Below are 16,281 nucleotides of genomic sequence, written 5' to 3'. Positions count from 1 at the left end.
TGGGATGAATACATTTCCATAACAGATTTTTTCTCTACTAAAATTGGATATGTTTTTTGAAAGCATTAGTTTTAGTTGATGAACATTTACCCTGGTATATCCCATGAAAAATCTTTTTTACTCCGGCATGTTGCTGTTTTGTTTGTTCCTTCCTTTTTCCTTACCGGCTCAGGAGACGGAAAAAGTCACGCACAAAACCAAAGACCCGAAAACAAAAGCTGTCTACCACATCATCAAAGGTACCGGCATCAAGCATGGTCCTTATGAAAGGGTTTTCAAGGGCACCATGTCTTTTAAAGAAATGGGGCAATATGACCACGACCAACCTGCTGGTGTTTGGGAGTACTTTAATGCCCAGGGTAAGCTGATCCAAAAATTTAATTTTTCGACTTATGAATTTGAGATGATGGAGGATTTTAGGGCCGTAAAGGCGGTGTTTATACTGGAGGGAGAGGATTTGGTGGAGGTAACATCTGGAGAAAAGCCTGTGCTGTTGGGAGGGGATGCCAAGGTACTTTACAATTTGGTTCACAACCTGGAATATCCTTATGGCGCGAAGGTAAGAAAAGCCCAGGGAACTGTGGGGGTGTGGGTGACCGTTACCCGGGATGGCAGGATGACCAGACCGCTGATTACAGATCCTGTGGACAAAGCCCTGGACGAGGAGGCCTTACGTGTGATCAGCCTGCTTCCCGATGAATGGATACCTCTCCACATCGACGGCCAAGCCAGGGATAGCGTGGTGTTGCTAACAATAAACTTTAAGCAGTCCTTTTCCAGTTCTGTACAGACAATGCGTTAAGCCTTCAGAATGCTAGGCAATATAGGTGTAGCCCGTCGCATGTATCAACCTCTGCCCATATAAGGCATTTTATCCGCCATGATGGTCATAAAGGGAATATTGGTACCGGGTGGTAAACTGGCCATATAGGCCACTGCCCGGCCCACATTCTGCACATCCATGGTGGCTTCGACCTTCAGCGATCCATCTGCCTGTAACGTCCCTTCTTCAATTTTTTGGGTCATCGCACTGCTGGCATTACCAATGTCTATTTGACCACAGGAGATATCAAAATCCCTACCCTCCAGCGCGCTGGCTTTGGTCAGACCCGTGATGGCGTGTTTGCTGGCCGTGTAAGGAGCGGCATGCGGACGCGGCACATGAGCAGAAATGGAGCCATTGTTGATGATGCGGCCACCGCGCGGCGTTTGGCCCTTCATGATCCTGAAGGCCTCCTGGGTGCATAAAAAAGCCCCGGTAACATTGATGTTCATGACTTGGTGCCATTCCTCCATACTCAGCTCTTCCAACGGTTTGGGGGGCACATTTGTCCCCGCATTGTTAAAAAGCAAATCCAGACGGCCAAAAGCTGCCATAGTTTGCCGGAAAAGGTTTTTGACACTGTCCGCATGGCTGATATCGGTTGGCATGACCAGGGTCTCTCCCCCTCCGCATAGCTTTGCTGTTTCTTTTAACGGCTGTTCCCGTCTTCCCGCCAAAACCACTGTCCATCCATCCTGATACAATGCTACCGCCACTGCCCTGCCTATACCGGATCCGGCACCGGTGATGATGGCCACTTTATGATGTTGACTCATTCGCTGTTGTCATTTAAAGATTTGTATATCTTCCTCCTCCATATACGACCGTATGATCTCTTCCACCGATGCATCTCCGACAAAGCCCAGTTGTTCGGCCCGTGTGGTATCAAAATGAGGGGGCCAGGTAAGTACGATGCTCTGCAAAAACGCATCCGGTTCATGGGATATCAGTTTGGTGATCCCGGGACCGGTGACACGTTCAAGGCTTTCTATCATTTCCTGCACCGAAGCGGTCAACCCCGGAAGATTGATTACCCTGTCATCACCCAGTGAATCCGCATCTATATTGGCCGCATGGATGAAATTCTGCACCACTCTTTTTGGCGACAGGAGCCAAAATTCCGATTGTGGAGGTACTGGATAGGTAGCTTTTTGACCGTTTAGGGGTTCCCGGATAATGCCGCTCAAAAAAGAAGAAGTGGCCGCATTGGGCTTTCCGGGTCTTACAGAAATCGTAGGAAGCCTTACGCTGCGGGCATCCACAAATCCCCGCCGGCTATAGTCATTCATCAATAGCTCCACCATGGCTTTTTGCGTGCCATAAGAGCTCCGCGGCTTGGGTCCTGTTTCGTCCGTTATCACTTTGTCAACATCTCCCCCAAAAACACCGCAGGAACTGGAAAATACGATTCTGGGTGAGTAGTCCAGTTTACGGCATAGTTCCAACAATTGCAGGGATGCGTGGAAGTTCACCCTCATGCCCAGGTCAAAATTCTTTTCCGCCTCGCCGCTCACAACGGCCGCAAGGTGAAAGATCACGTCCGGCCGGTCCTGCAGGATGCTGCGAATGGTTGTCTCATCACTGAAATCCGCTTCTATACACTCTAGTTTTACATGCTGAAACATGTCCGTAGGAAAAGCGATGTCCACTGCTTTGAGATGGGTAATATCACCTAGGGCAAGCCCTCCTTTTTCTATCAATTCTTTGGCCAGCCGTCTGCCTAAAAATCCCCCGCCACCTAGAATAAGTACATTCATATTAAATAGGTTTTAAAATTATTGATTATTCGTTTCTTTCAGATTAACGGAAACATCCAGGACAAAAACAAAATCTGAACAAGTCCAACCACCGCAATGATGGCAAGGATGAATGTCCAGGTCTGCAGTCCTTCCTTTTCGGTGAAACCACTCAGACGGACCACGACCCAAAAACCACTATCGTTCATCCAAGATACAAAAAGGGATCCAAATCCCATAGCGAGCAGGATGTAAATAGGATGGTAGGGCAGGTGGTATTCGGGGCCCACCAACGCCGCCATAATACCGGCAGCTGAAATCATGGCAACGGTTCCGGAACCTTGGGCAATTTTCAAGACGGCGGCAATGATCCAAGCCAGCAGGATATAATGTACTTGAAATCCTTCGGTGGCAAGGCTGATGGCCTTGCCCACACCACTGTGGGCTATCATAGCACCATAAGCCCCGCCCGCGCTGGTGATCAATATGATGACCCCTCCTACCTCCAATGGTTTTGCAATACCCTGCCAGAGCGCATTTGATCCCAGCTTTTGCCCTCTGGCCCAAAGAAAAAGTGCCACAAAGGTTCCCACCCCCATGGCAATGTTCTTGTTCCCCTGGAATGCAATCCAGTCCGGCAGTTCCCCGGTAACGGCCTCTACAGTGGAGGCGAAGCTGATCATCAAAATTGGAAGAACAATCGGCAAAACCGATAACATGAGAGACGGCGGGTTTGGAATGGATGTGACATGCGAATTGGTTACCCTCACCGGAATATTTAGCCTCTTGTTCAGCCATTTTCCTACAACAATTACGGCAATGGCCGGTACAAGACCAGTCGCGAGACCCGCGAATATGACGATTCCCAAATCAAGACTGAGCGTTTCGGCCATAATCAACGGCCCCGGCGTTGGCGGAACAATACTGTGGGTGATGACGCCGCCACCGCCAATGGCGACCACATACAGGACAAAATCCCTGCCTGTCTTAAGGGCCAGGGTGATGCCCAAAGGAATCAACAAGAAAAAGACAGTATCCACAAAAACCGGTATGGACAATATAAAACCACTTATCATCAGCGCAGTCGCCGCCCGTTTCTCACCAAGTGTTTTCAACAGCCAGTTTACGATCTGTTCGGCGGCGCCGCTTTCCATCATAGCCGTTCCTATTACAGCGGCTAAGGCAATGACCCAGGCTATCTTCCCCGCCATTATCCCAAACTCCATCATAGGCAGTTCTATTATCGTGATGACCGGGTTTTGTCCCGGCACTTCTGGTAAAGCCGGGGATAGCAATGCCACAAACATCGCGGACAGCATTAATGCGATAAAAGGATGAAAACGCCATCGGGTAATCAAGGTCACCACCAGGATTACACTCAACAAAAGCACCGCAAAAGGCCAGTAATCAGAATAAACAAATGATCCCATGGATTAAATAAAGAAAAAAATAAGGAAAAAATTTAACTATCAGGTCAAAAATTAAATTGCGCTGTGTTTTCGGATAAAATCACCGGTTGTACCCTCGCCTTTGTCTCACAAAACGCGAGTTTGGAGTATGAACATTTAAAAAAGCCGTCTATCGTCACTGCGAGTTTTAAAAATTTAGAATTTGTAACAGAGAAATGACGGCGTTAAGTTACCTTTATCCTGAACAGCGTGGCCGCCATGCGTATCGGGTAATTGTAGCCATGAATTAAAAATGGTCTAGAAACCGATTCTGAAAGGCTTTCTGAAGTCCGTCATTGGTAGGAAGGCACGAGGAAGCAGTCCCTTCCTTGATGCGGTCGTCAGATTAAGTGTTTAATTCTTGCTTATTTCATTTTGTTACTTTTTTTGCTGCAGGTCAAAAAAGTAACCCAAAAAACCCCGCCGCTGTGCATCTTTCCGGCTAAAATTTAAGGCAGCCCGCACACAGGCAAACTCGTCGGTTTTTGGAAAACATCACAACCATATTTGCCGTGCCTGCTGCCAAAAAACCTCCTCAGACATGCCTGTCCCCTTGCCCCCGCTTCTTAAATTTCTTAACGCCGGAAATCTGCAAGGCGGAAATGACGTTTTTCCAAGCCGGAGAAAAACAGTCTCGTCCTCTATGCAGCTGTAAAGAGATCGCTTCAGCGCTGACACCGTCAAGGTAAATCGGACGACCGGGTACTGCATCCCTCGCACCTGCCGATGACGGCTTTTTTACAAAAACTCACGTTAACAAAAATACTTTCTGACGGCCTAACCCTATCCCTTCTTCCGGGTTATTCATTTTCGAGCCAGAAACCAATATGCCAACGGAACAAAGTACAATGCAGTAAATGTACCGATAGTCAGCCCTCCAATCACACTAAAAACCAACGGACGCTGAAGGTCTGCTCCTAAACCGGCACTGAATACAACGGGCAGCAAAGCCAGGATGGTGGTGACAGAAGTCATCACGATGGGTTTTAAACGGATCTCGCCGGCATGGAACAACGCCCTGTCCAAAATTTTTACCCTATTGCCCCCCCCTTCGGCACTATATTGTACACGTAGCCGGTTGATGGTGTCAATTTTAAGGATGGCGTCATTTACCATAATTCCCAACATGACCACCAAACCGATGGCTGACATCACGTTTAGAGAAGTACCGGTAAGCCACAATACCAAAAATGCACCTCCTATACCCAAAGGAAGGGTGAAAATCACAATTAGGGGCTGAACAAAACTCTCAAATTGTGCGGCCAGAATAAAATATAACAGCAGCACCGCCACCATCAATATGCCGATCAGCTGTCGTATAGTTTCCCGATCCTGAAAATATTGGCCCGCAAAGTCAATGCTCAAATCCCGGGCATTTCCCCATTGCCGGAAATGGCTGTCATGGACGTAAGGCTGGTCTGTTTCCACCACTACCGACTGATAAATCCCCGCCCTGTCAGCCGTCACAAACTTATAATGGTCATCGTAGGAAAACCTCACAAAATTGCTTAGCGCATAGGGGGTGTTTTCCTCTCCGTAGAGGTAACTTTCACGAAGAAGTCCCTGAAAATCCACAGAACTGGGTCTCAGCACAATCGGCGTGATCTCCCCAAAACGTTTGATGTCCGTAATCAAATAATTCCCAAAAAGCTTCTGGATTTCCTTTAATAGCTTATCCACTTCCAATCCATACAACGCAAGCTTTTCCCTGTCCACGCGGAAAATCACCGCCGACTCTTTCTGCAAACCCGGGCCTCTTGCCCAATGTGTAATGGGCAATTCATCCAGCCACGGATCCATCTTCGCCGCATCTACAGGCCTTTTTGTGGCAAGGTCTTTCCACCTCACTTCATAGTAGGGGAGGTTGGAACTGAAGAGCTGGTCAAAAGCATTCGGCGCATCCTTGATCGTGAGACTGGCCTGTGGGAAACGGCTGCGGATATGCGAGGAAATAAATTTGCTTTGGGCTTCTTTTTGTCCCTGGTTCTCAAACAGCAGATAAAGGCTGGCCTGCTGTATGGAGTTTTCACCCTCAAACAGCAAAAACTGACGCAGCCCGATATCACTTTCAGCCTGTACATAGCCATCCTGTAAACTTTCCAACAAGGCTATTATTCTTTCTTTACTTTGGGAGGCATTTACCGGCTCATTCCAATCAAGCGTGATCAACAGGTCATGTTTCTCAATAGGAGGCAGACCTTCCACGGGAAGCAACAAGCTCAGCAAAAGCATGCAGGGAATAAGCAGAAACAACAGGAAGAGGGAAAGTTTTCTCCTTCTGAATATGCTTTGGTACACGTTTTCATAGCCTTTTAGTAAAACCATGAAAAACCTGCTGTCCTCCTTTTCCACTACATGTTCACGGAACTGAAAAAATAACCTGTACAGCAGCGGCAGGAGGATAAACGCCACAAGCAAGGAGACGGACAGGATCGCTGCTACCGATACTGCCTGGTCATAAAACAAAGCTCCGGAAATACCGCTCAAAAACACCAAAGGCACAAATACCGCCAGGGTGGTCAGTACGGAACTTATCAAAGCCGACATGACCTCATTCACCCCCGTGACACAGGCCTCCAGCAAAGGAAGCCCCTCTCTTCTTTTCCTGCTTATATTGTCCAATACGATGATGGAGTTATCGATCAACATGCCCAGCCCCAAAGCCAAGCCGCTGAGAGAAATGACATTGACGGAAAGTCCGAAAAAATAGAAAACCAAAAAACTGATAATCAGGGAAGAAGGCAGACTTATACCGATGATGATCGGTGTGCGGTAATTTCCCATAAAGATAAACAACACGCCAAATGCAAAAATGCCGCCGAATAGCAAACTGGTCTGCAGGTTACTTATTCCCGCATTCAGCAGCATAGACTGATCCTGGGTCAGTTCAAAATCCACTTGAGGGAAGTCCGTCTCGAATTTTTCCACTGCTTCATACACCAGGGGCATCAATTCGTTCATTTTGGCAGCTGACTGCTTATGTATGGTCACTACCAGGCCTTCTCTGTCACGAAACAGGTGATAGCCGGTGGGTCTATCCAGTTCATAGCGGACACGGGCTACTTTGGAAAGGGGTACCGCTGGGCCGTCACCTGTCCTTACTGGCAGGGCCATAACATCCTCCGGTGTTTCCAATCTTGTGGCTAACCTCAGATAGTACCTGAACTGTCCGTCTTCCACACTGATGGCGGGCAAATCGCTGTTACCGGCTTCAATGGCTGCAATCACCTCGTCTTCTGTCACCCCAAGACCCGCAAGTACAGATTTATAAGGTTCGACGGTAATCACACGGTCCTGTCTGCCATTGATGTCCACCAAAGCCACGCCATCCAGTTGTTCCAGTCTTTTTTTGATCACATTTTCTGTAAGAAGGGACACCTGTACGTAGTCGGTCCCTTCCTTGGGGATGATCTGCAGCCTTGCCACAGGAATGTCATTGGTATTGATACGGACGACCTGGGGACGGGGCAGATCAACGGGAAGGCCATTGGTGAGACGATCGATTTTTTCATTTACCTCTATGTACGCCAGTTCCATTTTGGTCTGATAATCAAAGCTCAGCCGAACATTTCCCACCTCACTGCCCGACTTGCTTTCCATGTTTTCCAGACCGTTTAAAGTGACCATGCTTTCCCGTATAGGGCGCAACACGTTCTGCTCTATGGATTCAGGAGAAGCATTGGGATAACTGACCTTGATGACGATCTGCGGCACGTCGATTGGCGGGAGCAGCGAGATAGGCAAAGTCCGGAACACAATGACACTGAATACAATCAGCGCCAAAAAAGTCATGCCTACCGCTATGGGTCTGGCTAGTAAAAATCTGACCATTACATTTAATCTTTTACGATCTGTACAGGTGCCTGATGGGCCAACTGCACGTTGTTGCTGACGATAACTTCTTTATTGAAAGTAAGCCCATCCAAAATTTCCATCTCCCTGCCATTGTCTTTACCCACTTCCACATAGTTCCAGATAGCTTCGTTGTTTTCAATGGTGAAAACAACGGGTCTGCCGGATCGGTAAACCACAGCCTCTTTCGGCACCACCAAACTGTTATTCTGGGGTGCCCGGATCACGGCCCTGGCATTCATACCGGGCAGTAAGGGGCCTTGGTGTTTTAAGGCAAGGGTAACCTGCACCAGCCCGTTTTCATCCACTTTGGGATTGATGCTCGAAACGGTTCCCATCAGTCCTTCCACCCCGCCTGAAACCGGGTATACTTCGGCCAGCTGCCCCTTCCTGATATAACCGATATCAGACTCCAGGACCTTCACCCGCATTTGCAATTCGCCCGTAGTCAGGATTTCACAGATTTCATCCCCGTTGTTTACCAAACTCCCCTTCTTAATTTTGACATCCGCCACTGTTCCGGAGATGGGGGCTTTGATGACTGACTTTTCCAAATTAAGTTCGGCCTCCCGCAAGGCTATTTCTGCAGTGAGAACCCCACTGGAAGCCTTTAACCGATCATCCCACGCTTTTATCACAGAAGTGTCCTGCTGGTTGTATATAGAGGGGTAACCAATCCGCTGGTTTTCATATTCGGCCAGCCGGGACCGGAGTTCGACCTGCGCCTTTTCCCATTCGAATTTGCTCTCCGAATTGTCCAACCTCGCAATGACCTCTCCAGCTTGGACCCGTTGTCCTTCAGTTACGAGCAGTTCTACAAGATATCCTGACCGCTCCACGACCGTCATTACCTGGCTGGCCGCCTCTATTTTTCCGGTGGCATTGATCAGGTAATCAAAAGATTTCTGTTCGGAATGCCCCACCTTCACTGTAGTGGCCTGCACTTCCTCCCTAAAGGATTCCATTGGAATTTCTTCGCTTTTCTGCTCTTCATCTTCACAAGCCATAAAAATCATCGACAGCGAAAGAAGAAAATAAAAATAACCGGTTAGCTTCATGGGCTCGAAAGTTAAATTATCTCTATGGTTTATACTATGTATTTAATACACGCGCCTAATGGACGTTCATAGGCGTATGATTGTCATCAGGTTCTTAAGTAACTAAAAAATTAAATGTAACGCAACTGAATGGGCTTTTTTTATGAAAAATTATTTCTTAAAAAATTTAAAAACAAGTAAACCCTCCGTCATTTGCGGCTCAGATGAAATCATTGACCGTCATTTTTTCGGTTACTTCAGTTTTTTGTTTTTCTTATGCCTATCCGCATCCCGAACGGATTTTTTCTCGAAGTTCTTCTCCAATGCCTTGGTAAGATCCACTCCCGTCTGATTGGCCAGACAGATCAGGACCCACAGTACATCAGCCATTTCATCCGCCAGGTCTTTTTCCTTGTCGCTCTCCTTAAATGACTGCTCGCCGTATTTTCTGGATATGATGCGCGCCACCTCCCCTACTTCCTCGGTCAGAATCGCCATGTTGGTAAGCTCATTAAAATACCTTACCCCGGTGGTTTTGATCCATGCATCCACTTTTTGTTGGGCTTCTTCTATGCTCATATTTATTGCGTTTATGATTACATTCTATTTTGGCAGAGTGCGGTCATGATACCACCCTGCCCTCCTCCAATACCAACCTCTTATCCACCGTCTGGGGAACGTCTTCGTCATAGTGACTCACATAGATCAGTGCCAGTCCCGTTTCTTTGCAAAAAAGATCCACCGTATTCCTGAAACGCACCCGCTGTTCTTCATCCATACCCTGAGCTGCCTCATCCAGCACCAACAGTTGTGGCTTTTTGATCATTGCCCTCGCCAAAAGACAGAAGCGTTGATCTTCCAGACTTACCTGATGAAGGCCTAACCTGGCCACATGGGTAAGGTCAAAAGCTTCCAGCCATGACCCCGCCAGCTGCTCTTCCGCGGCAGAAACCTTTTTGAAAAGGCCGACCGTGTCAAACAATCCTGAAAGAACCACCTTAAGACAGGTTTGGTTGGCTGGAAAATAGCGGGACAGTTCCGGGGAGACAAAGCCGGTAGGTCTTTTTACATCCCAGATGCTTTCCCCCGTTCCCCTCTTTCTATCAAAAAGCACCATGTCATTGGCATAGGCCTGTGGATTTTCCCCCAGGATCAGACTGATCAAGGTGGATTTCCCTGCCCCATTATGCCCCTTAATGAGCCATCGCTCAGCCGGATGGACTTCCCAGCATACCCGATCCAATAGGATCTTATCTCCATATTTGATGGTTACCTTGTTCAGTTTTACCAGCTTGCTGAAGGAGGAATGAGGATAACCTGAAAGCAATTCCTTCAGCTTTCCATTGCTCTGCAGATTATTACTTTTGTTTTGCTGCTCCCATTGCAGAAGGTATATTTTGTCCTGGATCACCTCGATCCGGCCATTCCTCAGCAGCCCTAGCTTATTGATGGCCATTGGTATTTCGGTGGCGGTGGTGGTCATCACCACCTGAATTCCCGACCGGATAATGCACTCCAGGATTCTTCCAAAATCCCTCCGGGTATCCACATCCAAACCCGTCATGGGCATGTCCATCAAAAAAAGCTTGGGATTTTTCAGCAGCCCCGCGGCCAAAGCCAGCCTTCTTGTTTCACCGTTGGAGAGTTTGATCAATGACTTGTCTTTCAAAAGTTCCAGACGGAAAAGTCTCATTACTGACCGCAGGTCCCAGGGCTCTGTCTCTGCAGCCTCCACCTTCCCGAGGTAGCGCTCCACGGTGTCGGCCTCTTCGGATTCACTGCTGTTGAATCTTTGTTGATAATAAAAATTCTGAAGGTTGGTTTTATCCCTGAATGCATATTTCTGTGACACCATAGCCACCAAATCCCGGAAACTGTTGATCTTTCCTTCCTTTGCACGTTTTTCCTGATAGCTACGGGCAAAAGGCATTTCGAGGTGCCCCTCCACCAGGGAGGTCCTTCCCATGAGGGTTTCTAAAAAAGCCGTTTTTTCAGCTCCTGAAGCAGCCAATATGGCCCAACTTTCGCCGTTTTTCATCCGAAAATCCAGTTGCTGAAAAATGGTTTTTCCGAAATGTTTAACGGTGCCGTTGTGTATGGCCAAAAAAATACCGGTATCACCCATCAGTTACGTTTCTTTTTGCTTTCTTTAATCCACCCGTCTTGGTTCGGGGTTTTTCTATACTTTGTTTTTGGAATCCAAAATAATAGTAACCGGTCCATCATTTATCAATGAAACCTGCATATTGGCTCCGAATTCGCCGCTTGCCACAGGCTTACCCAATACTTTTTCCATATTTCTGAGGCAGGATTCGTACAGCGGAATGGCTTTTTCCGGTTTGGCGGCTTTGATGTAGGAGGGCCTGTTCCCTTTTTTGGTGCTTGCATGCAGGGTAAACTGGCTGATCACAAGCATATCCCCCCCGACCTCCAATATACTTTTGTTCATCACGCCCTTTTCGTCCGGAAAAATTCGCATATGGGCCGTCTTCTTGCATATCCATTCCACATCCTCCATTTCGTCCGCCTCTTCTATTCCCAACAGCACCATGAGTCCGGTTTTGATCGCGCTTTTAATGTTTCCGTCTATACTTACTGAAGATTCACTTACCCGCTGTAAAACTGCAATCATGATTTAAGTTAACTTATGCATTTCTGTAGAAGAGATGGTTTCCACGCCCTGCCGATCCGCATCTCCGGCCCGCTCTACCATGACCCTGGCCACTTGGTGACCATAAATGGGTTTATATTTTCTAAACAATCCGATCAGGTTCAAACCTTTTAGCAAAACCCCTCCCACAATTTCGCCCAACCGCGATTCTCTTCTGTTGCCTAATAATAATGACGGCTGAAACAATCCCAGGTATTCAAAGGGAATAGACTTGAGGTCGTGTTCTACCTCTCCTTTCACCTTGTTGTAAAAAACCTTTGCACGGGGATTTGCGCCTATGGCGCTCACATACAGAAACCTTTTTGCCCCCAAACGGTGAGCCCAGCGGGCAAAACCCACTACATAATCATGGTCTATGCGGTAAAAATTCTCTTTGGAGCCTGCATCCTTTATGGTCGTCCCCAAAGAAGAATAGGCGTGGATGGTGCCATTTCCCTTTTCCAGATGCTGAACCAGGTTTTGGTAATCCCCGCCCCTGTCGTTCTCCCTTATAGCCGCCACAAGATCCAGTCCGTCCAATTTTTCGAAGTCAATTTTTAGCTGTACCAACTTCGGGTGCTTTAGCGTGAGTTCCCTTCTCCCCAGCACAACGACCCAATCGTATTTTTCATCGCGAAACAAGCGATGAAGCAACTGCATGCCCACCAGGCCGGAAGCTCCGGTAACGATAGCGATTTGGCTCATCGTGGCTCAGCGGTTGATTTGGCTTTTTCCCATTCCAAAAACAAGAGTATATCGGCCTGGAGGCTTTTATAGATGGCAAGCAATACCGACAGGTCATCCACATAACCTACAAACGGGATAAAATCCGGTACCATGTCCAGCGGAAGGGCGAAATAGAAAAGGCCCAAAACCAGCAAGGCCAGCGATCTGTTGGATAGGCCTGAATAACTTTTATTCAGATGGGCCCGCAGCATTCTGATAAAAACCTCGATTTGAAATCTGGTTTCCATAAACAATGGGCTCGCAGCCAGCTCCTGCCACTTGAGCATAACCCGTTCAATCAGTTTCCTGATTTTTTTATCACAGGATGCAATCCTCGCCGCTTTCTCTAAATAGAGCAGTTTGGCTTTCTCCAGGATGCGTTGATATTCCTCTCTTCTTTTCATATGATTATAATTTGTTCTTAATAGGCCACATGCTTGCGTGCCGTAATGCACTTCAGCATGCAGGCATGGAATCTCGCATGTTTCCCCCCCCCGATAGCTATCGGGGCTATCGGGGCATCCCAGTTTGTGACGGTTCCGTCATGCTTGATTTCATTTGTCTATATTTTGTTTTTCAATGGTCATAACTTGTCCCGCACCTCAGGTCGGGATAGCTTGTCCCGAACTGATTCGGGAGAATCTCGCATGATAGATAATCTCCCTCCGTGTGACGATTCCTTCATGCTCGATTTCATGTGTTTATTTAATACGAATTATTCACAAATAATGATATAAGGCATTGATAAATGCGAAAACTTTCTTGCCTTTATTGCCCAACTTTTGCCCCATTATTGCCCTTTTTGCCCCATTATTGCCCGACTACTTTGTAGGAAATTCCCGCTCCCGAAGTTCCTGTTTTAACAAGGACCTTAAACTTGTCTGACAATTCGGTAAGTTCTGTTGTGGCCGTTCTTTTTGAAATGTCGTTCAATGTTTGATAGTCGCTGTTTGTGATTTTACCTTTTTCTTTTGTGTACAAAACCGCTTTCACTTGTCTGTCGTTCAGTCCAAGCGATTCTAAATATTCTGCATTGTAAATATCTTTTCTGAAAACTACCCAAAACCCCGACATTTCGTAATAATAAAGCGGTTTGGGAAGTCCTGCTGTAAGGCATTGAGCGGTCATTTTTAAAAATCCACGTCCCCACGCTTCAATATAACCACTTCTGAAAAAAGCATTGGCAATGTCAGGATTGTAAGGAATTGACGGGTGCTTGCCTGTCGTCAATTTTTCCATTGTCCAATTTTCCGGCAACTGTCCTTCGTTCCAAATCATAATTTTGTCTTTGTAAACGCTGATTTGAATAGGCGTGTAGCCCGAATAATCTTTGTGGGCAACAGCGTTCAATATTGCTTCCCGGACGGCATCTTCAGGATATTCAAATGTTTCAACACGATGTATTCCTTCATAGCTGATATACGCTTTGAAATACTTAGCAAACAAAATTTCCATTGTTTTTTCAACCTGTTCAAACAAGTTTCCGTGAACTTCATCTTGAAAAAGTAAATCAGCGTCCGTTTCAAAATACCCGATTTTGATGTACGCACCTGTCACAAATTTTTCGGGATCGGGATGAAAAAGCAAAATGGCGGCTCGTTTCAAATATCCGTTTTCAATGAGTTTCAGATTTTCAAGCAAATGATCATTGCTATCGGTTAAACTGTCTTCCGAAAGGCGTTTGTTTTTAAAACCCCGTTTGCGAAAAAACTCAAACGCTTCCTGTTTCAAGTCTTTTACAGAAACCTTTGGGATGGGAACACCGTCCCAAAGGTTGCCTTTTTTCAGTAACAGGAACTTGTCCAATGCAGCACCTTTTAGCTCTTGTTTTGTGCTTCCGCTTCGGTAATGATATTGCCCCTTGTAATTGACTGCATTGGGATAAGGTTCTACAGCAATTTCAAGATATTCGCCCTGTTTGCTTTCGTGTATATTTACTTCAACCAAAATTCCTAAAACATCACGCACTTTATTTGGAATTTCTTCCAACAACTTTTTGGCATTGGCCACGCCAACCACTTTGCCTTTGTCGTCTTTTCCGATAAAAATAGTACCCCCATTCGCTTTGGCAAAACCGCATATCCATTTTAGGTATTCGTCCCGCCAAGCACTTTTGTATTCTATGTTTTGTGTTTCGGGCATATTCGCTGAATAAAGCGACCAAGATACATTTTTTGTCAAGCGTTGACAAGAAATGGCTCCCCGAAAAACCGGATAGGTTTTTTGCTTTTTTATATTAGGGTGTAGCATTAGAAAAAAACTAAACGTGCCATTTACTCTCAGTTTCTCTATTTTTTATAGGTGTCCGCAAACATTCGTTTGTGAGGTTGACATTTCACGATGAGGTATGACTTCAGGGTATAAGCAGGTGAGCATTTGCATCCAAGTTCCTATCTACCGCGGTTAAAGTATACTTGATAGTTATACTGGTTCTAATACAACTAATCACCCGCTTCCTTATACCTAATGTTACGGCATATTTTAATCTTTTCAATATGCGTCATGCAGCAAATTCCACCACGTTCGACTTTTTTTCTTCGTTCCTCTTCCCAATTATCTGGATTATTTCCATAGTGATCCCGGTTTTCTCGGCAATTTATCAGAAATAAACTCTTATTTCCGACTTGACTGTCTTTAAGGCCAACGCTACAAAATCATTTTTCTGCTGCAGGGAAATTTGGAAGATATGTTTGGCCAATTCTATGCTCTTCGCATTGGCATCCACTTCCTGATAAGCCCGGTTGATGATAGAGATCACCTGTTCCACGGCATTCCGCACCCCCTCCCAAGCTTCGTCTGAAAAATAAACCTGTTGGGATAAGTTATGGTTAAACTCATTCCTCACTTCTGAAACCAGCCTGCTATGGAGTTCCCCGGCTGTATAGGTAGGGTCATTCACGCGTCTTACCAGATTATTGGGCATGATCCTTTCCAAAAGGAGGCAGAGTCTTTCACAGGCCTGCAACCTAATGGGCAACACCAGTTCCGTATTTTTGGTCTTCAGTTCCATCCACTTCATTTCCCTGTCCTTTTTCAAAAATGACACTGCCACGATATACATGCCATAGATGGCCAATCCTGCAGGAAGTATAACTTTTAAAAGATCCATAATGTATTCCATGCTTTTCAGATTTCGGGTTCAATATCCAAAATTATGTAGAGTTATGCTATGTGCCCACCTATTTTATGTTTTATTTTTGAACCATTCAACGGCAAAAAGCATTTATCCAACATGTTAATTCCTGTAAAAATCACTGAAAAGGCACTTGAGGAGATCAAAAACATCATGGCGCATAAAAACATCCCGGAAGACTATTCACTGCGGTTGGGAATTAAAGGGGGTGGTTGTGGCGGCATGTCTTATATATTGGGATTTGACAAAGCCAAAGAAGGAGACCAAATATTCGATTTCGAGGGCATTTCCGTGCTCGTAGAAAAAAAACATGTGATGTTTCTGATGGGTATGCAGGTGGATTTTTACGAAGGAAATGATGCACGGGGCTTTACCTTCACCAACGCCGGCATTCCCAAAAGGCATGATCTTTAAACCAATCCTTCAAATCCGTATTTGACGTTGGCCCAAAATCTGTCCAGTGCTATAATTCTTGGTTTAAGAAAAGAAATAATGGCTGGCCAGTCCTCTTCGTTCATGACATTTACCCCTTCCAGCCTTTTTCCTATCCGCTTCAGGGCACCGCCGTATTCATCCACCGCCTCCTTTTCCCATTCCCAGCTTTCCCCGGTTTCCATCTCCAGCAATTTTCCGAACTGCTCGAACTGGTCAAAAAAAAGCTCCCTGACATCAGGATCGGGATGGGTGATCTCTATGCTTATAGAAGCAAAATCTTTCTCGGCACGCATTCTGAAAAATATCTTTTTGATTCCGGTCTTATAGTTCTGCCATTGGACTTTGGCTCCCTCTGCTGAAGGCACCGGCTTGAGATATTGGCCGAAAATCGTCCAGAATGCCTGTTTTGTTTTGCTAACCTGGTTTTTTGTATACATTACC

15 protein-coding genes are annotated in these 16,281 nt (G+C 46.2%); 2 read left to right on the top strand and 13 right to left on the bottom strand.

From position 1 onward, the window contains the following. The first annotated feature begins 103 nt into the window (after positions 1-103). Positions 104-802, top strand: coding sequence for an energy transducer TonB (locus ACFPFU_RS21815; protein WP_377068128.1), 699 nt, complete (start codon positions 104-106; stop codon positions 800-802). A gap of 44 nt (positions 803-846) precedes the next feature. On the opposite strand, the gene ACFPFU_RS21810 is transcribed toward ACFPFU_RS21815, so the two are convergent. The 12 genes from ACFPFU_RS21810 to ACFPFU_RS21755 form a co-directional block, all read right to left on the bottom strand. Next, on the bottom strand, positions 847-1,599 hold the full coding sequence (locus ACFPFU_RS21810; protein WP_377068126.1) for an SDR family oxidoreductase: 753 nt from the start codon (positions 1,597-1,599) through the stop codon (positions 847-849). 9 nt (positions 1,600-1,608) lie between these two features. Beyond that, positions 1,609-2,580 carry a D-erythronate dehydrogenase gene (gene denD, locus ACFPFU_RS21805; protein WP_377068124.1) on the bottom strand — a complete coding sequence of 324 codons (972 nt, stop codon included), beginning with the start codon at positions 2,578-2,580 and terminating at the stop codon, positions 1,609-1,611. 38 nt (positions 2,581-2,618) lie between these two features. Beyond that, the gene (locus ACFPFU_RS21800; RefSeq protein ID WP_377068122.1) at positions 2,619-3,989 is read right to left on the bottom strand and encodes a GntP family permease; all 1,371 of its coding nucleotides are present in this window, start codon (positions 3,987-3,989) and stop codon (positions 2,619-2,621) included. 822 nt (positions 3,990-4,811) lie between these two features. Further along, on the bottom strand, positions 4,812-7,838 hold the full coding sequence (locus tag ACFPFU_RS21795; protein WP_377068120.1) for an efflux RND transporter permease subunit: 3,027 nt from the start codon (positions 7,836-7,838) through the stop codon (positions 4,812-4,814). Between the two features lie 5 nt (positions 7,839-7,843). Further along, entirely contained in the window at positions 7,844-8,917 is a 1,074-nt protein-coding gene (locus ACFPFU_RS21790) for an efflux RND transporter periplasmic adaptor subunit (RefSeq protein ID WP_377068118.1), read from the bottom strand. A gap of 231 nt (positions 8,918-9,148) precedes the next feature. After that, positions 9,149-9,475 (bottom strand): nucleotide pyrophosphohydrolase, encoded by a 327-nt coding sequence (locus ACFPFU_RS21785; protein ID WP_377068116.1) that lies wholly within the window; start codon positions 9,473-9,475, stop codon positions 9,149-9,151. Between the two features lie 43 nt (positions 9,476-9,518). After that, complete coding sequence (locus ACFPFU_RS21780) at positions 9,519-11,021, bottom strand: ATP-binding cassette domain-containing protein (RefSeq protein ID WP_377068114.1); 1,503 nt, start codon at positions 11,019-11,021, stop codon at positions 9,519-9,521. A gap of 54 nt (positions 11,022-11,075) precedes the next feature. Then, on the bottom strand, positions 11,076-11,528 hold the full coding sequence (gene dtd, locus ACFPFU_RS21775; protein WP_377068112.1) for a D-aminoacyl-tRNA deacylase: 453 nt from the start codon (positions 11,526-11,528) through the stop codon (positions 11,076-11,078). A gap of 3 nt (positions 11,529-11,531) precedes the next feature. Next, positions 11,532-12,251, bottom strand: coding sequence for an NAD-dependent epimerase/dehydratase family protein (locus tag ACFPFU_RS21770; RefSeq protein WP_377068110.1), 720 nt, complete (start codon positions 12,249-12,251; stop codon positions 11,532-11,534). Continuing rightward, positions 12,248-12,676 (bottom strand): YkvA family protein, encoded by a 429-nt coding sequence (locus tag ACFPFU_RS21765; RefSeq protein ID WP_377068108.1) that lies wholly within the window; start codon positions 12,674-12,676, stop codon positions 12,248-12,250. Before ACFPFU_RS21765 ends, ACFPFU_RS21770 begins: the two co-directional genes overlap by 4 nt. A 406-nt stretch (positions 12,677-13,082) precedes the next feature. Further along, a complete protein-coding gene (locus ACFPFU_RS21760; RefSeq protein ID WP_377068106.1) occupies positions 13,083-14,414 on the bottom strand; it encodes an ATP-binding protein in 1,332 nt (443 codons plus the stop codon). A gap of 457 nt (positions 14,415-14,871) precedes the next feature. Then, complete coding sequence (locus ACFPFU_RS21755) at positions 14,872-15,393, bottom strand: DUF7935 family protein (RefSeq protein ID WP_377068104.1); 522 nt, start codon at positions 15,391-15,393, stop codon at positions 14,872-14,874. A 111-nt stretch (positions 15,394-15,504) separates the two neighbouring features. Here ACFPFU_RS21755 and ACFPFU_RS21750 point away from each other — a divergent pair, with 111 nt between their 5' ends. After that, complete coding sequence (locus tag ACFPFU_RS21750; RefSeq protein WP_377068102.1) at positions 15,505-15,819, top strand: HesB/IscA family protein; 315 nt, start codon at positions 15,505-15,507, stop codon at positions 15,817-15,819. On the opposite strand, the gene ACFPFU_RS21745 is transcribed toward ACFPFU_RS21750, so the two are convergent. Next, on the bottom strand, positions 15,816-16,277 hold the full coding sequence (locus ACFPFU_RS21745) for a DUF4268 domain-containing protein (protein WP_377068100.1): 462 nt from the start codon (positions 16,275-16,277) through the stop codon (positions 15,816-15,818). The genes ACFPFU_RS21750 and ACFPFU_RS21745 overlap by 4 nt on opposite strands. Positions 16,278-16,281 lie beyond the last annotated feature (4 nt).

It is taken from the genome of Negadavirga shengliensis (assembly GCF_042652345.1).
Lineage (GTDB): Bacteria > Bacteroidota > Bacteroidia > Cytophagales > Cyclobacteriaceae > Negadavirga > Negadavirga shengliensis.
This window is presented reverse-complemented; position numbering and strand designations above follow the sequence as displayed.